At 71.8% G+C, this 22,314-nt stretch carries 17 protein-coding genes and 1 pseudogene; 8 read left to right on the forward strand and 10 right to left on the reverse strand.

Annotated features, from left to right (window positions below):
• Positions 1-20: 20 nt before the first annotated feature.
• Positions 21-1,616, reverse strand: a complete 1,596-nt coding sequence (locus ACFYX0_RS09540; RefSeq protein ID WP_388968432.1) for an FAD-binding oxidoreductase — start codon at positions 1,614-1,616, stop codon at positions 21-23.
• A gap of 74 nt (positions 1,617-1,690) precedes the next feature.
• Here ACFYX0_RS09540 and ACFYX0_RS09545 point away from each other — a divergent pair, with 74 nt between their 5' ends.
• Together ACFYX0_RS09545 and ACFYX0_RS09550 are read left to right on the forward strand one after the other, a co-directional pair.
• Positions 1,691-2,290 (forward strand): helix-turn-helix domain-containing protein, encoded by a 600-nt coding sequence (locus ACFYX0_RS09545; protein WP_355916341.1) that lies wholly within the window; start codon positions 1,691-1,693, stop codon positions 2,288-2,290.
• Positions 2,287-3,882 (forward strand): glycerol-3-phosphate dehydrogenase/oxidase, encoded by a 1,596-nt coding sequence (locus tag ACFYX0_RS09550; protein WP_388968435.1) that lies wholly within the window; start codon positions 2,287-2,289, stop codon positions 3,880-3,882. The genes ACFYX0_RS09545 and ACFYX0_RS09550 overlap by 4 nt, the downstream gene beginning before the upstream one ends.
• A gap of 73 nt (positions 3,883-3,955) precedes the next feature.
• Here the strand turns inward: ACFYX0_RS09550 and ACFYX0_RS09555 are convergent, their stop codons facing one another.
• The 6 genes and pseudogenes from ACFYX0_RS09555 to ACFYX0_RS09580 all read right to left on the reverse strand — a co-directional run.
• Positions 3,956-4,408 carry an ATP-binding protein gene (locus ACFYX0_RS09555; RefSeq protein ID WP_388968438.1) on the reverse strand — a complete coding sequence of 151 codons (453 nt, stop codon included), beginning with the start codon at positions 4,406-4,408 and terminating at the stop codon, positions 3,956-3,958.
• 150 nt (positions 4,409-4,558) lie between these two features.
• On the reverse strand, positions 4,559-7,411 hold the full coding sequence (locus ACFYX0_RS09560) for a hypothetical protein (RefSeq protein WP_388968441.1): 2,853 nt from the start codon (positions 7,409-7,411) through the stop codon (positions 4,559-4,561).
• The gene (locus tag ACFYX0_RS09565; protein WP_388968444.1) at positions 7,408-8,520 is read right to left on the reverse strand and encodes an AAA family ATPase; all 1,113 of its coding nucleotides are present in this window, start codon (positions 8,518-8,520) and stop codon (positions 7,408-7,410) included. The genes ACFYX0_RS09560 and ACFYX0_RS09565 overlap by 4 nt, the downstream gene beginning before the upstream one ends.
• A 49-nt stretch (positions 8,521-8,569) precedes the next feature.
• Positions 8,570-10,138, reverse strand: a complete 1,569-nt coding sequence (locus ACFYX0_RS09570) for a VWA domain-containing protein (protein ID WP_388968447.1) — start codon at positions 10,136-10,138, stop codon at positions 8,570-8,572.
• Positions 10,135-11,514 carry a hypothetical protein gene (locus ACFYX0_RS09575; RefSeq protein WP_388968784.1) on the reverse strand — a complete coding sequence of 460 codons (1,380 nt, stop codon included), beginning with the start codon at positions 11,512-11,514 and terminating at the stop codon, positions 10,135-10,137. Before ACFYX0_RS09575 ends, ACFYX0_RS09570 begins: the two co-directional genes overlap by 4 nt.
• Before the next feature lie 48 nt (positions 11,515-11,562).
• Positions 11,563-12,030 (reverse strand): annotated as a pseudogene (locus ACFYX0_RS09580) (hypothetical protein); the annotation flags it as partial.
• 557 nt (positions 12,031-12,587) lie between these two features.
• On the opposite strand from ACFYX0_RS09580, the gene ACFYX0_RS09585 reads away from it, so the two are divergent.
• The 3 genes from ACFYX0_RS09585 (at position 12,588) to ACFYX0_RS09595 (ending at position 15,987) form a co-directional block, all read left to right on the forward strand.
• The gene (locus tag ACFYX0_RS09585) at positions 12,588-13,316 is read left to right on the forward strand and encodes a hypothetical protein (protein ID WP_355916359.1); all 729 of its coding nucleotides are present in this window, start codon (positions 12,588-12,590) and stop codon (positions 13,314-13,316) included.
• A 214-nt stretch (positions 13,317-13,530) separates the two neighbouring features.
• Positions 13,531-14,811 carry a cytochrome P450 gene (locus ACFYX0_RS09590; RefSeq protein WP_388968787.1) on the forward strand — a complete coding sequence of 427 codons (1,281 nt, stop codon included), beginning with the start codon at positions 13,531-13,533 and terminating at the stop codon, positions 14,809-14,811.
• A gap of 315 nt (positions 14,812-15,126) precedes the next feature.
• Complete coding sequence (locus ACFYX0_RS09595) at positions 15,127-15,987, forward strand: ribonuclease BN (RefSeq protein WP_388968450.1); 861 nt, start codon at positions 15,127-15,129, stop codon at positions 15,985-15,987.
• 151 nt (positions 15,988-16,138) lie between these two features.
• Here ACFYX0_RS09595 and ACFYX0_RS09600 read toward each other — a convergent pair whose 3' ends face one another.
• Both ACFYX0_RS09600 and ACFYX0_RS09605 read right to left on the reverse strand, forming a co-directional pair.
• A complete protein-coding gene (locus tag ACFYX0_RS09600) occupies positions 16,139-17,233 on the reverse strand; it encodes an alpha/beta hydrolase (RefSeq protein WP_388968453.1) in 1,095 nt (364 codons plus the stop codon).
• Between the two features lie 182 nt (positions 17,234-17,415).
• Complete coding sequence (locus tag ACFYX0_RS09605; RefSeq protein ID WP_388968456.1) at positions 17,416-17,784, reverse strand: ANTAR domain-containing protein; 369 nt, start codon at positions 17,782-17,784, stop codon at positions 17,416-17,418.
• Positions 17,785-18,115: 331 nt separating this feature from the next.
• Here ACFYX0_RS09605 and ACFYX0_RS09610 point away from each other — a divergent pair, with 331 nt between their 5' ends.
• The 3 genes from ACFYX0_RS09610 (at position 18,116) to nrfD (ending at position 21,314) form a co-directional block, all read left to right on the forward strand.
• On the forward strand, positions 18,116-19,078 hold the full coding sequence (locus ACFYX0_RS09610) for a helix-turn-helix transcriptional regulator (protein ID WP_388968459.1): 963 nt from the start codon (positions 18,116-18,118) through the stop codon (positions 19,076-19,078).
• A gap of 203 nt (positions 19,079-19,281) precedes the next feature.
• Positions 19,282-20,301 (forward strand): 4Fe-4S dicluster domain-containing protein, encoded by a 1,020-nt coding sequence (locus tag ACFYX0_RS09615; protein ID WP_388968462.1) that lies wholly within the window; start codon positions 19,282-19,284, stop codon positions 20,299-20,301.
• A complete protein-coding gene (gene nrfD, locus ACFYX0_RS09620; protein WP_388968465.1) occupies positions 20,298-21,314 on the forward strand; it encodes an NrfD/PsrC family molybdoenzyme membrane anchor subunit in 1,017 nt (338 codons plus the stop codon). The genes ACFYX0_RS09615 and nrfD overlap by 4 nt, the downstream gene beginning before the upstream one ends.
• 17 nt (positions 21,315-21,331) lie before the next feature.
• Here the strand turns inward: nrfD and ACFYX0_RS09625 are convergent, their stop codons facing one another.
• Positions 21,332-22,027 (reverse strand): haloacid dehalogenase type II, encoded by a 696-nt coding sequence (locus ACFYX0_RS09625; RefSeq protein WP_388968468.1) that lies wholly within the window; start codon positions 22,025-22,027, stop codon positions 21,332-21,334.
• Between the last annotated feature and the right edge of the window lie 287 nt (positions 22,028-22,314).

The following is a 22,314-nucleotide window of genomic DNA, read 5'->3' on the forward strand; positions in this document are numbered from 1 at the left end:
CGGGTTGGGGTGCTGGGCGATCAGTCGGTGGGCAGCAGGACGCCGGGGTTGAGCAGACCGGTGGGGTCCAGTCGGCGCTTGACCGCCTGGAGGGCGCCGATGCCGAGCGGGCCGGCCTCCCGGACGTACCACTGTCGGTGATCGGTGCCCACACCGTGGTGGTGGCTGATCGTGCCGCCCGCCGCCAGAATCGCCTCGCCCGCGGCGTGCTTGGCGGGCGCCCAGTGTGCCACGGGATCGTCGCCCTGCGCGGAGACCACCGTGAAGTACAGGGAGGCGCCGTTCTCGTAGACATGGGAGATGTGGCACATCACCAGGGGCGGGGTGCCCGCGTCGGTGAGCGCGATGGTCAGCGCGTTGCGGACCGAGGCGTACAGAGCGGGCAGCCGGGACCAGAAGGCGGCGGTCTCCAGAGTCTCGGCGAAGGCTCCGGCGTCCAGCAGCGCGTCCCGCAGATAGGGCGCCGAGTAGCGGCCGTGGGCCCAGCGCTCTCCGGGCTCCTCACCCAGGTAGGTGCCACCGCAGTCACGCAGCACGGCCGCGGCCTGTTGCCGGCGATAGGTGGTGTCCTCCTCGGTGCCCTCGTAGCCGGCGATCGCCAGGCAGCCGGCGGACTGCGGCAGTCCGGAGGCGCCGATGGCGTCGGGCTGGGCCAGACCGATCAGCGTCTCCGTCTCGTCCGACAGGCGCAGCACGGTCGGCCGCGGCCCGTCCTGGGCCAGGCGCCGCAGGGCGGCGGCGCCCTCCTCGAAGGAGTCGAAACGCCATCCCTCGTAGACGCGGGTCTGCGGGACGGGGCGGATCCGCACGGTCACGGACGTGATGACGCCGAACGCCCCCTCGGAGCCGAGGACGAGCTGACGCAGGTCGGGTCCGGCGGCCGAACGCGGAGCGCGGCCCACCGCCAAGGTGCCCTCGGGGGTGGCGAGGGTGAGGCCGAGGACCATCTCGTCGAAGCGGCCGTACCCGGCGGACGCCTGTCCGCTGGAGCGTGCGGCGGCGAATCCGCCGATGGTGGCCCACTCGTAGGACTGGGGGAAGTGGCCGAGGGTGAAGCCGTGGTCGTGCAGCAGCGCTTCGGCGTGCGGGGCCCGCAGGCCGGGTTGCAGGGTGGCGGTGCGGGAGATCGGGTCGAGGTCGAGCAGGCCGTTCATACGGCGCAGGTCCAGGGCCACGAAGGGGCGTCGCCGCTCGGGGGCGAGGCCGCCCACGACGGAGGTGCCGCCGCCGAACGGGACGAGGGCCAGGTCGTGGTCGGCGCAGACGCGCAGCACGGCGAGGACCTCGTCGTGGCCGCCGGGGAGCACCACGGCCGCGGGCACGTCGCTCATGTCGCCCTCGCGGATGCGGAGCAGATCCGGGGTGGACTTGCCGCGCGTGTGCCGGACACGGGACTCGGCGTCGGTGCGCAGATGCTCCTCGTCGCCGACCACGGCGAGCAGGGCCCGGAGCGCGGAGGGATCCAGCGGCGACTCGGGGACGGCGATCTCGTCCAGGGTGACCGGCTCGGCGCTGCGCGGCTTCACCCCGAGCATGTCGCGCAGCAGCCCGATCACCGTGTCGGGCAGCGGCGTAGCCCGGGCCGGGTCGCCCCAGCCGCTCCACAGCATGTCCATGGTGCTTGTCCTTACCGGTCGTCACGAACAGAGCGGTCTCCTGCACGGCCGCAGGGCGCGTTACACTGTTACACATGACGCCTATTCGTCACAACGCTTCGGACAGCGATCCGGTGCTCGACGCGGTCCGCGACTGTGTCCTGGCCGTCGGAGTCCGGCGCACCACCCTGACCGACGTGGCCCGCCGTGCGGGTGTCTCCCGGATGACGCTGTACCGCCGCTGGCCCGATGTGCGGTCACTGGTCGGCGATCTGATGACGCGGGAGTGGATCGAGGCGGCCACCGGCGCGATGCCCGAGCGGAGCCAGGTGACGGACGCACGCACCCTGATCGTGGAAGGGCTTGTGAACGGCGTGGACGCCTTCCGCCGCCATGTGCTCTTCCGCAAGATCATCGACGTGGATCCCGAACTCCTGCTCCCCTATGTGCTCGACCGGCGCGGAGCGAGCCAGGACGCCCTCCTCGAACTGCTCGCCGCCGCCGTCGAGGAGGGCCACGCGGACGGGTCGGTACGCCCCGGTCACCCCCGGCGGCTGGCCAGATCCCTGCTCCTGGTCGCCCAGTCCTTCACTCTGTCGCTGCGCACCATGACCGAGGAGGACGACGCCGAGTTGGGCACCGAGGCCTTCTACGGAGAACTGCGGACCATCCTCGAGAGGACCCTCACACCATGAGCTCCAGCAGCAGCCCGGCCTCCTCGGGGCAGCCCGCTCCGGGCACGTCCCTGACCGCCGCCCGTCGTCTGCGCGAACTGGACGAGAGCATCGACGGGCCGCCCGTGGACGTCCTGGTCGTCGGTCTCGGCGCGACGGGCGCGGGCGCCGCTCTGGACGCCGCCGCCCGGGGTCTGACGGTCGCCGCCATCGACGCCCATGACCTGGCCTTCGGCACCTCCCGCTGGAGCTCCAAGCTCATTCACGGGGGACTGCGCTATCTCGCCTCCGCCCAGTTCGACGTCGCCCATGAGAGCGCACGTGAACGCGGCATCCTGATGGAGCGCACCGCCCCTCATCTGGTGCGCGCGCAGCCGTTCGTACTGCCGCTCACCCCGCTGGTCTCCCACGGTCAGGCCGCCCTGGCCTGGGCCGGCTTCCGGGCCGGCGACTCACTGCGTCTGGCGGCACGCACGGCCCGGGCGACGCTGCCCGCGCCGCGCAGGCTCTCCGCGGCGGAGACACGCAGCCTGGCTCCCGCGCTGCGCGGTGCGGGGCTGCGCGGCGGACTGCTGTCCTGGGACGGCCGCGTCACCGACGACGCCCGTCTGGTCACCGCGATCGCGCGCACGGCCGCGGCGCGGGGCGCGCGGATCCTGACCCGCGTACGGGCGCTGGAACTCACCTCGTCCGGGGCCCGCATACGCGACGAACTCACCGGCCGCGAAGGCGAGATCCGCGCCCGCGCGGTGATCAACGCGTCCGGCGTATGGGCGGGCAGCCTGGTGGACGGGGTCCGCATCCGCCCCTCGCGCGGCACCCACCTCGTACTGCGCGCCGAACACCTCGGCTTCCTGCCCGCCGGTCTGCACATCCCGATCCCCGGCGAGACCAACCGCTTCGTCCTCGTCCTGCCCCAGGGCGACGGCCGGGTCTACGTCGGACTCACCGACGAGCCCGTGGACGACGTCCCGGACGTGCCCTCCGTGCCCGAGACCGACATCGGCTTCCTGCTCGACGTCCTCGGCTCCGCCCTGGACATCCCGGTCCACCGCGACGATGTGGTCGGCGCGTTCGCCGGACTGCGCCCCCTGCTCGACACCACACCGGCCGGTGGCTCCGGCGCTGCGGGGAGCACCGCCGACATCTCCCGCAAGCACGCCGTGCTCACTTCGCCGGAGGGCGTGGTCACCGTGGTCGGCGGCAAGCTCACCACCTATCGGCGGATGGCCGAGGACGCCGTCGACGCCGCGGTCGCCGCACACCGCCTGCCCGCGGGGCCCTCCCCCACGGCCGGACTGCCGCTGGTCGGCGCCGCGTCGCCGGTAGTGCTCGGCGCCCTCAGTGCGCCGCGCCGACTGATCAGCCGCTACGGCACCGAGGCGCCGGCCGTGCACGCCCTGGCCATGGCCGGCCCCCGGCTGGCCGAGCCGGTACTGGCGGGCCACCCGGTCACCCGGGCCGAACTGCTGTGGGCCGTACGCCATGAGGGAGCACTCGACGCGGCCGACCTCCTGGACCGCCGTACCCGTATCGGGCTGGTTCCCGGCGACCGCGCCACCGCGCTCGAGACCGCGCAGGAAGTGTTCGGCGAGGACCAGGGGGGCCGTTGACGGGCGCTGCGGGCCCGGCCGGACGGACGGTTGAGCCGGCCGGGTACGCGCGGCCGGACCGTGAGCGAGCGGGTCAGGCAGCCGTGGTCAGGTCCGCCCAGTGCAGGGTGCGACGGTGGCCGCGGCTGTCGCCGTGAGCTGTGGCGACCTGGTCGACAATACACAGGCCGCGGCCGTGCTCGTCCGGACCGCAGCTCGCCATCCATGCGGCCTCACGGCGGGCGGGTCCGCCGTCGGTGACCTCGACCCGCACCTGTCGCGGTCCGACCTGCAGATGCAGCATGATCAGCGGCCGCGCGTGCTCCACGGCATTGGTGACCAGTTCCGACACCAGCAGCAGGACCTTCTCGATGGTGGGCTGGTCGATCCGCCGGCGCTCCAGGAAGTTCCGGGTGTGACGGCGAGCCTGCCCCGCGGCCTCGGGGCGGTGAGGCAGCAGCCAAGTGCGGCGGTGGACCGCCCGCCCTGCTCTCCACGTGCAGCGGCCCGGCCGGTGCTGGTGCGGGAACGTATGGGGAAATCTCACCAACCTCACCTCCAACCGAATAAACGTTCGTCCGACGGGTTCTCATTCCGGCGGACGCCTACGATCCGCCCTTCCCTGGTCCGCCGCTCGGCACGGCGGACCAGCGAAGGGACGCGGGCGCGCTGCGGCAAAGCGGCCGCCCCGCGGCGATCACAAGGAGCCGGCCAGCAGCTCCTGAAGCGCGACCGCCGTATCGGGGTGGCGTATGAGCAGCTCCACGCCTGACGCCCCCGGATCCGCCGGCGCCCAGGCCTCCTCGCACCCCAGCAGGTCCGCCACCGCATCGCAGGTCGCCGGGTGGGCGGCCAGTAGTGCGACGCCACGGGCGCCTCCGGCGGGCCCCGCCTGCTCAAGCAGCCGCGGACTCGGCTCGGCCCGCCACGGCGGCACCCATGCGTCCAGCGCCGGAAGTCGGCCGGGGAAGATCCGCCCGGCCTCCCGGATCAGCAGCGGAGCCAGCTCGGCTCCGTCGGACCGCAAGGTGGTGATCAAGGTCGGCAGCCAGGACAGCAGCACCGGGTCCGGCAACCGTGCGAACGCGTTCGACACGGCCTCGACGACGAAGTCGGCCAGCTGCGGGACCGGCTCCAGCGCATGCAGCAGTCCGCTCAGATACCGCGGATACGCGGGGACGACCAGGGGGTTGTCCAGCAGGTCGTAGCACCGGGCCCGCAGTTGCGCCCGGGAGAGATGTCCGAGCTGCACCTGGGCCGCCCACAGCAGGGCGGTCTTCGCCGGCTCCTCCGGATGGGATTGTGCGACCGCCAGCTCCAGCTGCGTCCGGTCGCAGCCCAGAGACAACGCCAGGCTCTCCATGCCGAACAGGAAGCCCATCGTCGCCGCGACCTGACGGACGGTCGCGTCGTCATCGGTGAACGCCGTCGGCAGCAGGGTGCAGTAGTGCGCGTAGCCCGCCTTGACGAAGGACTCGATCCACGCCGGAAGCACCGGTTCGCTGGTGCGGTAGTAGGCCAGCAGCCGCCGCACCCGGCGCAGCACCTCCGGCGCGCCGTCGACGCCGCGTTCGCTCGACAGCACCTCGAGGGCCCGGGTCCCCAGCTCGTCGGCGAGGCGGCGGCTGCGCAGATACAGCGTCGCGTCCTCCACGGTCTCCAGCACGGTCGCCGCGGTGGCGTGGGGCCCGTACGCCGTGCGCCGCAGACGCTGTTCCAGGACCTGCTCGATGCTGACGCCCTCGTAGCCGAGTTCGATGAGCGCCCGCTGGTGGGTGCCGAGCGCCAGGTCCCAGGACTCCTGGATGGCCCGCTCGCCGAGCCGCCGCTCGCCCATGATCGGCCGTGCGGCGCCCTGGGGCAGCAGACGGCGGAGCATCCACAACACGTCGGAGCACTGCTGCAGTTCGGGCCGGGCGGCGATGTCCAGCAGCGCCCGCTGCACCCCGCGCTGTCCGAGCTTCATGTCGAGCGGTGCGAGCCGGTCGTGCACATCCCGGGCAAGAGGTGGCAGGGCGTCGTAGCCGACCTGGCCGGTACGGTCGCCGCCCATCATGATCTCCACCAGGCGGCGCACATCGCGCCGGCCTGGTACGGAGTCCTTCTCGATGCAGGTGACCGCCGCGTCCTGGAAGTCGTACGGCGTGGGCCTGGCCCGGTCGCGCATCCCTGCCAGCAGGATCGATGTCTCGAACACCGCGATGGCGTCGGCGGTGGAGGCGAGATAGCCGTTACGGCGTGCGGCGCGCACGATCTCCACCGACCAGCCGACCAGTTCGGCCTCGTCCAGCCGGTCGAGCACCGGTGGCCGCTGGAGGAAGCCGGAGAGCCTGTCCGCGCCCGCCTCGGTCGGATCGAGGGCGCCCCCTGCCGCGCTCGTCCCGGTCACGGCGGCCGTCGCCGTCCTCCTGGCCGTCGTGGTCCTTGCGGCTGCCGCCGTCTTCTTCACGCCCGTCTGTCCGGCCAGTCGGAACGGCCGTACCCCCGTGCGCTTGAGGTTCTTCGTCCACACCGTGGCGGCGATCGACACCGAGCCGCCGGCGAGACCGAACTGCGCCTCGATCGCCGCGTGGCTGGACGGGATCAGCCCGTGCTGCCACTTGGTGGCGCTGGGCGGGCTGATCTCGAAGGTGTCGGCGCCGTGGACGCCGAACTCCGCGACGCGGCTGGCCGCGTGGAACGCGCCGCACACATAGAGACAGTCCCCGGGGTCCGTCCCGGTCGCCGCCAGGTGCTCACGCATCCTCGTCCACATATGGCGCTCGCGGTCCTCGTCCACGCGCACCCGCCGCGGATCCCCGGGCGCGAGCCGCCGGAACAGGCTGCCGATCAGAAGCATGACCTGCCGGTAGGTGTCATGGTCGCTGTCGCCGAGCGGCAGCTCGACGTACTGGTGCCACCATTCCGACCAGTGCCTCACCCGGCCGTGGCGCAGCAGGTGTTCCTCCAGCTCGGCGAATCGCGGCCGGAGATCGCCGATCTCCACGCCGACCGCGTCACCGTGCAGCGCGGCCTCCTCCTCGGCGGGCGGCGCGTCGGGGTCGGTCGGCTCGCCGGTGGCCGCGTCGCGCGGCTCCCACTGGAACACATGGTCCGAGGAACGGTCGACGAGCACCAGCTCGACACCGGGTGTGTCCAGCGCGTAGGCGATCGCCTGGTACTCGGCCGATGCCTCGGTGATCGGCGCGACCACCGACAGCGGCGCCCAGTCGGCCGGGAAGCCCTCCACCTCGGACGCGAACGCCTGCACCGCGACCGGGAGCCGGCAGTTGCGCAGTTCGGTCAGCAGCGGTGCCATGTCCTCGCACAGCTCCAGGTACACCACCTTCGGCTGCTTCTCCCGCAGTCGCCGTGCCATGGCGGTCGCCGAGGCCGGCGAGTGGTGGCAGACCGGGAAGATCTCCAGCGGTTCCCGCACCGCTCGGTCGACGTCGTCGACGATGCCGAGCAGGATGCCCTCCAGGGCGTCCGGCCCGTCCGCGAACGTCGTTGCGGCTTGCTGCAGTTGAGTGCGCAGGGCGTCGAACGTCCCTTGTCCCTCGCCGCTCATGACAGGGTGGCAATCGCGTCACGGCCGCCCTCGAGGAACTCCGGCCAGGATCCGCCTTCTTCCTTGCTGCGCGGCTCGACGACTCCGTGCAGGTACTTGTTGAGGATCGCCAGGTCCTCCGGCTCGCGGCGGGCCAGCGATCCCACGAGCGAGGAGGCGAGCGTACGGGCGGTCAGCGCGCGCTCGCCGAAGAAGTTGCTGTGCAGGATGGCGTCTTCGAGCACACCGATCTGTTCGGCCGTGGACAGCGCGGACTCCAGCTTCTCGTCGTCGCCGGCGGCCGCGGCGGCCGAGGCGCGCAGATCGGCGAAGCTCTGCAGCAGCACGTCCAGCAGCGTCGGCGGCACGTCCAGCTCGATGCTGTGGCGGCGCAGCAGTTCCTCGGTGCGGAAGCGGACGATCTCCGCCTCGCTCTTCTTGTTCGTCATCACCGGGATGCGTACGAAGTTGAAGCGGCGCTTGAGCGCCGACGACAGGTCGTTGACTCCCCGGTCACGGCTGTTGGCGGTGGCGATGACGGAGAAGCCGGGCTTGGCGAAGACGATGTTGTCGCTGTCCAGCTCGGGGACCGAGATGTACTTCTCCGACAGGATCGAGATCAGTGCGTCCTGGACATCGCTGGTGGAGCGGGTGAGTTCCTCGAAACGGCCGATCGCGCCGGTCTCCATCGCAGTCATGATCGGCGACGGGATCATCGACTCCCGCGACTGGCCCTTGGCGATCACCATGGACACGTTCCAGGAGTACTTGATGTGGTCCTCGGTGGTGCCGGCCGTCCCCTGCACCACCATGGTGGAGTTGCGGCAGATCGCGGCGGACAGCAGCTCGGCCAGCCAGCTCTTGCCGGTGCCGGGGTCGCCGATGAGCAGCAGACCGCGGTCGGAGGCCAGGGTGACGATGGAGCGCTCGACGAAGCTGCGGTCACCGAACCACTTCTGCGGTATCTCCCGGTCGAGACCGTCGGCGCGCTCGGAGCCCAGGATGAAAAGACGGACCATCTTCGGGGACAGGCGCCACGCGAAGGGCTTGGGGCCGTCGTCGACGGACTCCAGCCAGTCCAGTTCCTCGGCGTACTTGATCTCGGCGGGGGCGCGCAACAGGTCGGACATGTCAAAGGCCTTTCACACTGGATGACTGAGGTGACGACGCAGCGGACGGTCAGGTGAGGAACGTCTTGAGTTCCTGGAGGAGCTTGCGGATGTGGCCGGAGAGCACCGGCGTGCCGAGGTCCTTGAAGCGCTCCCGGAACCACGGGTTGACGCTGCCGCGGCCGGAGCTGGTCACCGATCCGACCGGGATGAACTTGACCCCGGAGCGGTGCAGGGCGGACATGCTCTCGAACAGCTGCTCGGTGCGCCATTCGTAGAAGTCGGATATCCAGACGACCACGGTGTTGCGGGGCTCGGCGACCTTCGGCTGGGCCAGTGCCATGGCGACCGTGCCGTCGGTGCCGCCGCCCAGGTTGGTGCGCAGCAGGGTCTCGAAGGGGTCGTGCACCCATGGCGTGAGGTCGAGCGCCTGTGTGTCGTACGCGATGAGGTGTACGTCCACCTTCGGCAGCCCGGCGAAGATCGACGCCAGGATGGTGCAGTTGACCATGGAGTCGACCATCGAGCCCGACTGGTCCACGACCACGATCAGCCGCTGGGGCGTCGTCTTGCGGGCGGTGTGGCGGTAGTAGAGGCGGTCGACGTAGAGCCGCTCCTCCTCCGGGCTCCAGTTGGTGAGGTTCTTCCAGATCGTGCGGTCGAGGTCCAGATTGCGGAAGACGCGCTTGGGCGGCACCGAACGGTCCAGGGCACCGACCGTGGTCTTCTCCACCTGGGTGCGCAGAACCTCCGCGACCTCGTCGACGAAGCGGCGGATCAGCGCCTTGGCGTTGGCCAGCGCGACACCGGAGAGGTTGTTCTTGTCGCGCAGCAGCTGCTCGATCAGCGACATGCTCGGGGTCAGCCGGGCGGCGAGCTGCGGGTCCGCGAGGACCTCGCGCAGACGCATTCTCTTGACGAGGTCGGCCTCGATGGAGCCGAGTTCCGGACCGATCGCCGGAATCAGCCGGCTGAGATCGGGCGTCGTACCGCGGCCGCCCGATCCGGTCGGACTGACCCCCGGGCCCGCTGCTGCGCCTCCCGCAGGTCGGCCGCCGCGCAGGTCACCCGGCTTGCAGCCGAGTGCGCGCTCCAGCCAGCCCGCGTCGGACTGCCAGTTGGACAGCTGTGCGGCGCTGACGCTACCGGAGCCCTGTGCGAAGACATTGAGCAGCACCTTCGAGACCAGTGCCGCACGCCGTACCTCGGCCGCGCGGTCGCGTGCGCCGTCCTCGTCGGGCTCGGGCACCATGAGTCCCTCGAACTCGGCGGCCAGCTCCGGATGGCGCTGCACGATCGAGTCGACGGAGGCCGCCGGGTCGAGCAGAGCGGGCGGCAGGCCGATGTCCTCGACGACGGAGACACTCGCCGATTCGAGCGTCGCCTGCTCCTCGCGGTCGAACAGCCGGGCGAGAAGCCGCCAGTACAGAACCTGACGGCGACTCTCGTGGCTCGTCGCTCCGATCGTCCCCTCGGCCGTCTCCTGAGTCGTCTCCTCGGCCGTCTCCTCGCTCGCCTGCCCAGTCGTCTGCGCCAACTGCGCGGCCGTCCCGCCGATCTGTGCGGTCGACTGCCCGGCCAGACCAGCGGTCTGATCGATCGTTTGTCCGGTCGTCCGCGCGTTCGTTTGCTCGGTCATTTCCGCAGCAGCCTCCCCGCCCGCTCCCGCAGCGCGGCGACGGCGTCGGTGGCGGCCTTCTCGGCCTTGGCAGCGGCCTTGTCGGCCGTACCCCCGGCCCACGCCCCCGCGTGCACCGCCACCGCCTTCTTCCGCACGGTCGTCTCGACGGCCAGCGGCTGCACGCTGAACGCACCATCGTCCCAGCGCAGCAGGCCGATACAGGCACTCGACCTCGCCACGGCCTCGGGACCGAGCGGCCCGGCGTCCGGGGCGCGGTCGGCATCGACGGCGAGCCGGTGACCGGCGACCTCGAACGTCAGCGTGTCGTCGTCCTGATGGACGCTGTAGCCCTCCAGCAGCACGGGTACGGCGATACGGGCCGGGTGCCGGTCCAGCGGCGCGGCCTCGGCGGCGGTCGCCGTGGGCAGGGCGACGCGGGCGGCGGCGAAGGCGTCCGCGGGCTCACCCAGGCGCCCGTGCTCGTCACTCCAGATCAGGTCGCCCTCGGCGGTGATCGGCATGTCCACGAGGTCCATGGAGCGGCCTTCGCCGAGAGCGGCCAGCAGCGACATGTGCGGACGCATCAGCTGCCACACGCCGGCTCCGAGGACCGTGTCCGGCTTCGGCACCGACACACTGGCCCGCACCAGGCGGGGCGCGCTGCCGTCGGCGGGTTCGAGGACCGCGTGGACCTGGGCCTGTGCGGCGGTCGCGTGTTCGTGCACATCGACGCCGAGGGGCAGCAGGCGTCCCGTGGCCGTGCCGGCCATGGGGGTGGCAGTGGCCCGGGGCAGCGTCAGGAGCGTCGCACGCGACCACAGGTCCGCCCAGCGGCGTACGGGAATCCGTTCGAGGGAGGCGCCGGGGCAGGAGGCGGCCAGCTCCGCGGCGAAGCCGTCGAGGAGGGTGCCCAGGCGGCGCAGGGCCGGGTCCGGAAGCATCGCGGAGACGATCTGTGCCGCCCCGGAGACCATGTCGTGGTCGATGCCCTGCCATCCGGCGCGCACCAGATCGGCGAGCCAGGAGCGGGCTGCGGCCGGCAGGTTCGCCGTCGGCCGGGCATCGGCCCCGGGGACCGTCTCCGTCTCGCCGCGACCCCGGCCGGTCGTCTCCGTGACGCGCGCCACGAGCGCGTCGTGCGCGGCTCCGAGCAGTGCCGTGCGGGCGGCGGCGAGGGCGACGATGTCGTCCTCGCCCGCGGCTCCGGCGGCGGCCTTCCCTGCCGCCTCGGCGGTCCTGGAGGCCAGTGGTGTCCCCGCGACGGCCTGGGCGAGTTCGTCGAGGCCCGCGGCCTGGCCGGGGTGCGGACGCAGCAGTCCGCCCACGAGAGCCTGGTCGAAGGCGTCGACGGCGGCGAGGGCCTCGTCCAGTCCGGTGATCGGTTCGGCGAGCAGATAGGCGCGCTCCCCCGCGCTCGACGCCCGCTCGCTCGGGGCCGCGTCCGCCGCCGCCCTGGTCGGCGGGAACCACTGCATCTCGGGCAACGGCACGGTGACCGGGGCCAGTTCCAGATAGGCCAGGTGGCGCAGGAACCGGCTGAAGACGGCGGCGGCCGCCTTGGCGTCCGCCTGCGGGGGACGGGTGCCGGTCATGACCGAGGCGAGGGTGTCCGCGCTCCGTTCCGCCTCCGCGACGTCCACACGCAGATAACGGGCGACGCGCTCGGCGCCGTACTGCAGCACCGCCTCGTTGATCAGGGCCCGGATGTGGTTGCAGAACGAGCCCCGTGCGCCGCCGCAGGGGCGGTTGTTGTTGGTGCTGCACGCGAACGCGTAGGTCCCCGCCGCGACTGACGAGACATACACCCGCTCGATGTCCGAGCCGCTGGAGACCACTCCCTGCAGACGTCCGTCGGCCAGCTCGACGAACGGCACCTTGGCCAGCTTCCGCGGCCGCGCGGGTGGTGTCACCCGTGCCGTACTCGACTTCTCCCAAACCGACAACGCACCATCTCCTTTGCGCCCAGGGGACGTCCACGCCAGATCGGCGGGACACGGCTGAACTTAGTGGCGACCACTGACAACGCCCTCGTGGAGCGGCTCGCCGCCCCCTCCGGCCCGCCCGCACTCCCCGCCACGAGGGCAGGAACCACAGGCCCGGAGTCGGCCCTCGCCCGGGTTCAGCCACGGTCCGGCGGCGCGGCCGAGATGCGGGGAACCGGCCCCCGCGGAACGTCTCGGCTCAACTCCGGCCGCTCACGGCTCCCGTGCCCGCGTCGAGGGCGTACGCCACCGCTCGGCGTACGGCACACCCGGACGGGCTAGCCGGGCGGCTCGGCGTCGGACATCCCGCCGAGCGCTGTCACCACGAGGAACCGTCCCCGGCCGCACCCGGGATGGACCAGGCCACCGCGCGATCTTCAGCCGGTTCGCACACGCTGATCCCTGGGGCCGGCCCACGCGGACATCCGCTCGACAGGCAGATCCGCCCCTCCCGCAGTCCCACGACCCCAGACAAGGGAGCACCAATGGCAGTGACGACGGACGCGCTCATACCGGCGCTACAGGACGCCCGGAAAACCCACGCCGCCCTCATCCACATGGTGCGGGCGGATTTGGCTGTCACTCCCGCACATCCGCACCGCCACACCCTGGAGAACCTTCTCGCCGACGTACGGGAGCACATCGACCGCATCGACGACCATGTCCGCCTTCTGCAGCCCCGTCGACTGCTGAGCGACGCGACCGCCGTCGTCCGGACGCTCGCGTCGGTCGTCGTCCGCGCCGCGCGCATCCCCCTGGAGGCCGGTGCGATGATCGCGGACGGCGTCCTGCTCGGCGGCCGTCCGGCGACCGACCGCCAAATGCTGAGGATCACGGAGTGCGAGTACGCCGCCGCCGCACAGTCGCTGGCGACCTGCCGGGCCGGTGAGAGCATCGCGGCGCTCGCCGGTGACGAGGAGGCCATGGACCTGCTCGCGGCACTGCGCCAGCGGGACGAGGAGATGCTGCGGACCCTGGAGAACCGCCTCGAACAGCTCGCTCTGACCCTGACCGAGGCAACGGCGCGCGGCGGGCGGTCCACCCGTACCTACGGCCCGGCCACTCCGGCACCGGCCCATCTGACCGGAGTGCAGAGCCATCAGACCTGGTCGGGCCGGCACGAGCCCACGAACAGCAGGCTCGGCTCCGGCGCACCGGGGACGGGACTGCGGGCGGCCGAAGCGGCCGCACCGGTGGCGGGAGCGGGGCAGTAACCATCGGCGGGCAGCGCACGAGGACAGCCGACCGACCGGCTGGGACGAGGCGCCACAGTGCCGCCGCACAGGCGGCGAGGCAGGTCGGCTTCCCGTGCATCGTCATCGTGGGGCCCGCCGACCGGGCCCATTTCGCATGCGATGCCCGCCGTACCGTCGGCCCGACGGTCGGAAATTACGATAAAAAGCCAATTTATTCCATGAGACCTTGAGGGTGAACGCTAAAAAAAATACACCCCGGTTCTTCGATTCCCTGCGCCCTCAGGGCGAGGTCGTCCAGATCCTGCTCGGCAGTCGTCCGGCGTTCGTCCTCAACTCACCGGGCGCCGTGCACGAGAGCCTCACGGAGAAGAGCAGAGACCTGGGCAAAGGACTCCTCTTCCAAACGGCGCGGCCTTTCATGGGCAATGGCATCGCACTCTCCGAGGGGGCGTTCCACCGGCGACAGCGCCGCATCCTCCAGCCGGGCTTCCACCGTGCCCGGATCGCCGGCTACGCGCCCACCATGGCCGCCCTCGCGGAGCAGACGGCCGAGAGCTGGCACCCGGGATCCGTCGTCCAACTCGACGAAGAGATGCGCCGCCTGACCACGAGGGTCATCCTCCATGTGCTGTTCTCCTCGTCGCACGAGATCCCCCGCGACCTCGCCGAGATGGGCGAGAAGGTCCCCGCGTATCTGCATGTGCTCACCAAGGGGATGTTCCTGCACACGGTGCTCCCCACACGGGTCGCCGCGCTTCCCACGCGCGGCCGTCGGCGCTTCTTCGCCGCTGCCGCCACCCTGCGCACCCCCGCCGAGCGCGCCGTCCAGCACGCCAGGATCCACGCGGGCGACGGTGATCTGCTGTCCCTCATGCTGGGGCGCGCCGGCGTCGCCACCCCGGTCATGACCGACGAGCAGGCGCGCGATGAACTGCTCACCCTCCTGATCGCGGGAGCGGAGACCACCGCCACCACGCTGTCCTGGGCGCTGCACGTCCTGAGCACCGACCCCAGGGCCCAGGAGCGGATCGGTGCGGAGGCCCGCGCCGTCAGCCTCGCCCGCGACCCCGGTGCCCCGACCCCGTACACGGACCGCTTCCTGACCGAAGTCCTGCGCCTTGACCAGCCGAACTGGCTGATGATGCGGCGCACCGCATGCCCGACGACCATCCGCTCGGTACGGCTGCCCGAGGGCTCCGAGCTGATCCTCAGCGCGGCCGCACTGCACCGCGCCCCCGTGTCCTTTCCTGATCCCCTTCGGTTCGACCCGGACCGCTGGCTGTCCCGGACCGAGCGTGACCTGCCACGCGGCGCCTACATCCCGTTCGGGGCCGGGAACCGCAAATGCATCGGCGACACCTTCGCGTGGCACGAGATGCGGATCACCCTGGCGGCCATCATGACGCGATGGCGACTCCATCCGGTCCCCCGGCACCGCGTCCGTGCCGTCGAGCATGTGCAGATCCGCCCCAACGCACTGCCGCTGCGGGTCACTCGCCACGACAGCCGCTGACCCCCGCCGACCGACCCTGCCGACCGACCCGCCGACGACCAAGGCGCCCGCCGGATCCCGAACACACAGAAGACCCCGCCTCCGGGGCAAGCGGAGGCGGGGTCTGATAGAGCGCCGGGCAGGCCTTGCACCTGCATCTCCCCACAGGAAGCGGGGCGTCTTTCCTTGGACCACCAACGCATGAGGAAGGGCACCGAAGTTCAGCGCCGTTCACTAGATCGAGTGTATCGCACGTGAGCGGCACGCGCACCGCCACAGGGTGATCGGCGGGAGCAGGGGGTTTCAGCTGACGGTGGCTCGGGAACGGGGGGACGCATGACGGGTTCCTCAGGCCCGCCCCCGCACGAACGCCCCCAGCACCGCGGACGGCACACACGCTGGCACACCCGCTGGCACAGTTCGTCCACCGGGCGGCTCTGGCAGCACGGCCGTGAGATGGAACTGATGCACCGCGCCATGGGCTTCGCCGCTCTGGCCCTGGTCACCCTCGCGCCGCTGCTGATCGTCGTCGCCGCCGCGGTCCCCTTCCAGCAGCGCGGCTTCGCCTCCTGGGTGACCGACGGCATGAGCCTGACGGGGCGCCCCGCGGACGCGGTGAACCAACTGTTCGCCGCGCCCCGCAAAGTACTCAGCGCGACCAGCGTCTTCAGTATCGTCGCCCTGGCCCTGTTCGGACTCACCTTCGCCTCGAGCGTCCAGACGGGCTATGAACGGGTGTGGGATCTGCCCGCGGGGCGCTGGCACAGTGTGTGGCGTCGCGCCGTATGGCTTGCTGCCCTGACGGCCTATCTGTTCGCCGAGGTGCAGAGCGGCGCGATCCTGCGTGGCGGTATGGTCCCGTCCATCGTCCGCATCACCCTCACCGTCTTTTTCGGCGTGCTGTTCTTCTGGTGGGGCCAGCACTTCCTGCTGGGCAGCCGGGTGAGATGGCGGGCGCTGCTGCCCGGTGCGACGGCCACCATGCTGGGCCTCGTCGGCCTGCGCTGGTTCTCCTACCAGGTCTTCTCCCCGCTCATCGTGAACAACGCCGTCACCTACGGCACGGTCGGCGCGGTCCTCATCGTGCAGTCCTGGCTCATCGGGGTCGGCTTCATCGTCTTCGGCGGCCCTCTGCTGGGCCGTCACGTCCACGAGGCCCACACCGATCGGCGGCGCACCCGCGCCGCGAGTGGATGACGGCACGGGCGACCCGCGAACCCGGCCCGACCGGCCCGCCGCTGCCCGAAGCACGCCGAGCACCGCCCGGCCGCGTCACGGAAACGGAGCGGCGGGGCGGTGCGATCGGGCGCCGTCGAGACGCCTGGTGGCGACGGGTGCGGGACCCGCGTCAGCCGTACAGAGCCTGCCGCAGGGCCTCGTTGGCCTGGGCCACCGCGGACCTGGCGGCGTGGCTGGCGGCGAGGCCGTTGAGCATCACGAAGTCGTGGATCATGTGCGCGTAGTGGACGTGGGTGACGGGAACGCCGGCCGCGTGCAGCTTGACGGCGTAGTCACGGCCCTCGCTGTACAGCACATCGCTGTCGGTGATCAACAGCGCCTTGGGCAGGCCCCGAAGCTGGTCGGCGGTGGCGCGCAGCGGGGAGGCGGTGGGCCGGGTGCGGACCGAGGTGTCGGGGGCGTACTCGTTCCAGAACCACTTCATGCCCGCGGCGGTGAGCCAGCAGCCCTTGGCGTAGCGCTGGTAGGACGGGGTGGTGAAGTTCGCGTCGGTGACCGGGTAGAACAGCACCTGCTGGGCCAGCTTGGGGCCGCCGCGGTGCTTTGCCATCAGGGTGACGGCGGCGGTCATGTTGCCGCCGACGCTGTCACCGGCCACGGCCAGCCGGGAGCCGTCTACGTTGATCTCGTCGCCGTGCCGGGCGACCCACTGGGTGGCCGCGTAGGCCTGCTCGTTGGCGGTGTCGTAGTTGGCCTCGGGCGAGCGGGTGTAGTTGACGAAGACCACCGCGGCCTTGGCGCCGTTGGCTATCTGCCGTACCAGCCGGTCGTGGGTGGAGGCGTCGCCGAGGACCCAGCCACCGCCGTGGAAGTACATCACCGCGGGCAGCCTGCCGGTCATGCCCTTCGGCCGGACGATACGGATGGAGACCGAGCCGGTGGGGCCGACGGGGATGGTGCGTTCGGTGATGTCGGCGGGAAGCTTCTCGACCGGGTAGGCGGCCTGGAGGTCCAGCAGCGCCTTGCGGGCGGCGGCCGGCGTCATGTCCTGGATCGGCGGGCCGCCCCCCTTGGCGAGCTTGTCGAGGAACGCCTGGGCAGTCGGCTCCAGGTTCTGCCGGGGGTCGCCACAGGTGTCCTTGGCGGCGGCGGCAGCCGGGGTCGCCAGGGCCGGGACGGCGACGGCGAGGGTTGCGGTGGTGGCCAGGGCCGTCAGGGCGGACAGAGGCTTGCGCAGGCAGCGAGAGCGTCGGGTGGCGCTCATGGGGGTCCTCCTTCCGAGGGGTTCTTCCTCAGCGAGCGTCAAGTGCTCGCCCCTGCGCGGCTCGCCGGGCCGGTCCGAAGGAGTGGCGTCGTACGCCTGCGCGAGTGAACGTCGTACCGGAACCGTTTGCGGGCGCCTGCGCCCGTACCCACCACGGCGGCCGGTTCAGGTCGCCGCCACGCTCAGGTTGCTGTAGAGGGCTGCTCCCGGCGCCCGGAATCACCCGTGCACCCGTCGAGTACCCGCCGCAGCTCGCCCAGCTCCTCGTGGGGGAGGTCGCCGCCCTGCGCGAACCTCACCACGCCTGCGGCAAGGTCGTCGAGGCCGGTGCCGGTACGCCGGGCGACCTCCCGCAGCGCCCGGCCTGCGTCCTCGGGCATGACCCGGCCGAGGACCGCCAGCACGCCGACGGCCTGATTGCGGACGGCGTCGTCGGTGAGGGCTCGCTGCAGTCGCGCGTTCTCCGCGCTGAGCCGCCGCACGTCCCGGGCCAGCTCCGTCACGGACAGCGGCTCCAGGGAAGGACACCCGGAGAGGCCGGACAACGCCATGGACACCTCCGGGGCAGACGGGGGACGCGTCGGCCTGTCGTCCGCACAGGCACGCCACGACCGCTTCGGCCTCTTCGTGCCCCACTCTGTACTCGGCGGCCCCAAGTGGCGATACATCAAACGAACAGCTCACGCGGCGCAGTACGGGAAACGAAAGCCGGGCCCGCCGATCGCGTCGAGCGGCTGCTCCGCCTTCTGCACGTTTTCCGTCCGGCGGACCGGAAAACAGTGCATCTATAAAGTCTATGAACGTGCCGGGACTCCGTTCCGACCGGCCCGGCCTTACCTGTCCGAAAGAATCCGCATCGCTGAGGGAGGGGAGAAACCAGTCATGGACACGCTGGCCTTCGACAGCGACGACCTGGCGGAGACCGAGGCGTTCTTCAGCCAGGCGTACGCGAGAATGCGCATCGGCAGCGGGACCCCGGGTGGCAACCGCGCACAATTGATCCGCCATGCCACGGACATGGTCAGCACCGATGAACTGGACCTGCGTTTCGACATGGACTACTCCGTCACGCCGCTCGGCAGAATCTGCCTCTGCGTCGTGCACGACGGCACCATCGAGGACCACGCCTTCCATGGGGTCCGGGACGATTTCGGCCCCGGGGACGCCGTCTGCTTCGCCCCGCCGGAGCTGCCCTACAGCGGACGCATCCGCCAGGCCCGCTACAACATCACCATGCTCGACCCCGACCTGCTCACCCAGGTCGCCGACCTCGTACCGCGGTCACGTCCCGAGCCGGTACGCCTGACCGGGCACCGGCCCCACTCCCCCGCCGCCGCGGAGCACTTGAAGTACACCATCACCCGGCTGCAGACCGTCCTCGCGGAACCCGGCCTGGCCCGCCAGCCACTGGTCGTCTCGACCCTCACCCAGCATCTGGCGGCAACTGTCCTCGCGACCTTTCCCACCACCGCGCAGACCGATCCCACCGGCTCCGACCGGGCCGACGCCGGCCCCACGGCCCTGCGGCGCGCCGCCGCCTACATCGACGACCACGCCGACCAGGACATCACACTCGCCGACATGGCCGCCGCCGCCCACGTCACCATCCGCACCCTCCAGTACGCCTTCCGCCGGCACCTGGACACCACTCCCCTCGGGTATCTGCGCCAGGTCCGCCTCACCCACGCCCACCATGACCTCCGTTCGGCCGACCCCGAGGGCGATGTCACGGTCACCGAGGTCGCGGCACGCTGGGGCTTCCACCACCCGGGACGCTTCGCCGCCCTCTACCGCGAGGCCTACGGCCGGACACCGCGGACGACGCTGCGGCAGAACGCTCGCTGACCCTCCGGGCGGCCCGCCGCAGGGAAGGGCGCGTCCGAGGGCAGTGCGCGGAGCGGCCCCTCTCCGGCGGTTTCGAACGCGCGGCCGCAGGGGACTCGTGCCAGGCTCGAAACGACGCCGCGCCCCGGGGTGCGCCCCGCGCGGAGGACGACCGGTTAGCAGGCGGACGCATCAGCCGAGCAAGCCGAGCAGGGAGGTCTGGCATGACGCAGGGCGGCGCCGGAAAGGCGAGCGGGACGGCCGAGGGCGCGGTGCACGGCAACCAGCTGTTCGGTCCCCAGCCCGACGTGGCGGGAGCGGCCGGGTACGTCGACCACCCGCCGCGCATGGGCTTCTTCACCGACACCTCCGTCTGCATCGGCTGCAAGGCGTGCGAGGTGGCGTGCAAGGAGTGGAACGCCGTGCCGGAGGACGGCCTCCACCTGACCGGCATGTCCTACGACAACACGCAGGGCCTCAGCGCGGACACCTGGCGGCATGTGAAGTTCATCGAGCAGCGCAGGCAGCTCGACGGACAGGCACCCGGTGCCGGCCACGGGGACGTCGACGTCTTCGACGCGGCCCGGCAGCTCGGGACCACCGCCCCCGCGCCGGGAACCGCCCCCGCCGGCGCGGCGGACCGGGAGATCTCGCCCGTGTCGCCGGACGGACGCACCGAACTGCGCTGGCTCATGTCCTCGGACGTCTGCAAGCACTGCACCCACGCGGCCTGCCTCGACGTGTGCCCCACCGGCTCGCTGTTCCGCACCGAGTTCGGCACGGTGGTCGTCCAGGAGGACATCTGCAACGGATGCGGCTACTGCGTGCCCGCCTGCCCGTACGGTGTCATCGACCAGCGCCCCGTCGACGGGCGGGCGTGGAAGTGCACGCTGTGCTACGACCGGCTGGGCGTCGGGATGGAGCCGGCCTGCGCCAAGTCCTGCCCCACCGACTCCATCCAGTTCGGCCCGCTGGAGGAACTGCACGAGCGCGCCGCCGCCCGCGTGGCCCGGCTGCACGCAGCGGGCGTCACCGACGCCCGCCTCTACGGCGAGAGCCCCGACGACGGTGTGGGCGGCGACGGCGCGTTCTTTCTGCTGCTGGACGAGCCGGAGGTCTACGGACTGCCACCCGACCCGGTGGTCACCACCCGGGACCTGCCCGCCATGTGGCGGCACGCGGCGGCGGCCGCGGTGTCGCTCGGTGCGCTGGCCGTCGCCGCCTTCGCCAGGAGGCCGCGATGAGCGGATCGGGCGTCTCCCGCGACGGGGTGGAAGGGGCGCGGCCCGGACGCGACGCGCTCCCCGGCGGGTACACCGGCCGTCGTCGTCGCCGTGGCGGCGGTGAACAACGCATGGTGCCCAAGGCCCGGTTCTCCTCCTACTACGGCCTGCCGATCCTGAACCCGCCGAGGTGGTCGGCCCTCGACATCGCGGGCTACCTGTATCTCGGAGGCCTCGCCGGCGCGTCCTCGCTGCTGGCCGCCGGGGCGCACGCCACCGGCCGCCCCGCGCTGGCCCGGACAGCGAAGCTGGGCGCGGTAGGGGCGATCTCCCTGTCCCTGGCGGCACTCGTGCACGATCTGGGCCGGCCCGCCCGCTTCCTCAACATGCTCCGTGTCCTCAAACCCACCTCGCCCATGAGCGTGGGCTCGTGGCTGCTGACCGGATACGCGCCGCTCACCATGGTCGCCGCGGCCACCGATGTGGCGCACCGCCACCGCCTCGTCGGCGCCGCCGCGACGGCGGGGGCCGCCGTCCTCGGCCCTGCCGTCGCCACCTACACCGCCGTCCTGGTCTCCGACACCGCGGTTCCCACCTGGCACGAGGGCTACCGTCAGTTGCCGTTCGTCTTCGCGGGTTCCGGTGCGAGCGCCGCCGCCGGGCTGGCCCTGGCCTGCGCGCCGGTCGGGCAGACCGGGCCCGCGTGCCGTATGGCGGTGCTGGGTTCCGCCCTGGAACTGGGTGCCTTCCAGGTGATGAAGCGACGGATGGGCCTGGCCGCCGAACCGTTCGAGCAGGGCAGGCCGCGTACGCTCCTGCGCTCTGCGGAGGCGCTCACCGCGGGCGGCGCCGCGCTGGCGGTCCTCGCGGGCCGGCGGAGAAGCCGGCTGCTCACGGTGGCGGCGGGAGCGGCACTGATGACCGGGTCGGCGGCTGTGCGGTTCGGGGTGTTCCACGCCGGGGTGGCGTCCGCCGAGGACCCCAAGTACACCGTCGTACCGCAGCGGGAGCGGCTGGAGCAGCGCTCTCACTGACGGCCGGACGTGCGGCGTCACCTCTCGGGAGCGGTGTCCAGTCGCCGCGCGAGATCGGCGATCCCGGTGGCCTCCCGGTCGGCGGGGCGCAGTGCCGCCGGGTAGGCGTCGGGCCTCCGCCGCAGCCAGGCGGTGGACAGACCGGCCCGTCCGGCGCCGTCGATATCCCAGGGGTGCACCGCGACCAGCGTGGCCCGCTCGGCCAGTACGCCCACCGTGCGCAGCGCGTACGCGTAGGCCTCCGGGGCGGGCTTCCAACGGCCCGCGCCCTCGACGTCGAGGTGCGCCTCGAAGCAGTCCCCCAGACCGGCCTGGTCCAGCACGGACCGGGTGGTGTCGGCGGAGCCGTTCGTCAGGGTCACCAGACGATGCCCGGCCGCGTGCAGGGCCCGGACGCCGTCAGGCACGTCCGGATGCACGGGCAGTCCGGGCAGTGCGGCCAGGACGTGGTCCACGGCCGCTCCGGGGTCCGGCGTGCCGGACCGTTCCCGGGCGAGCAGGGACCGCAACCCGTCCCGGGCCACGGCGGCGAAGGTGGCATGACCGCCCGCCAGGGTCACCGCGAAGCCGTCGCGCAGCACCCCGGCGAACCAGATCGGCAGCAAGTGCCCCGGCAGGCCGATGTCCTCCAGGCGCGCACTGAGCGGGCCCATGTCCGTGAGCGTCTCGTTGACGTCGAAGACGAGGACCTCCGGCCGTGTGTCACGGGGCACGCAGATCACCGCCCCTGGTCGCCGGGAGACCGTCACCGGTAAGCAATCCGACCACTCCCATCGCACCTTCCACACCAGGGCCACCCGGACATTACGGGCGTGGTGTGCGCACCGCCAGGGGAACACACCGCAGGCCGGAGTCCCCTCACAGTCTCGGCTCACTCTCGCCAGGACGCCCGGTTTGGCCACGCATCCGACGGGTACCCAGCATCGGCCGGGCGGCGTTCGAGGATGCCGTGCCGACCCGGCTGCGGAAGAATCTGCCGCAGGACGAACGGGACCGCTCG

It is taken from the genome of Streptomyces sp. NPDC002573 (assembly GCF_042889625.1).
Taxonomy (GTDB): domain Bacteria; phylum Actinomycetota; class Actinomycetes; order Streptomycetales; family Streptomycetaceae; genus Streptomyces; species Streptomyces gibsoniae.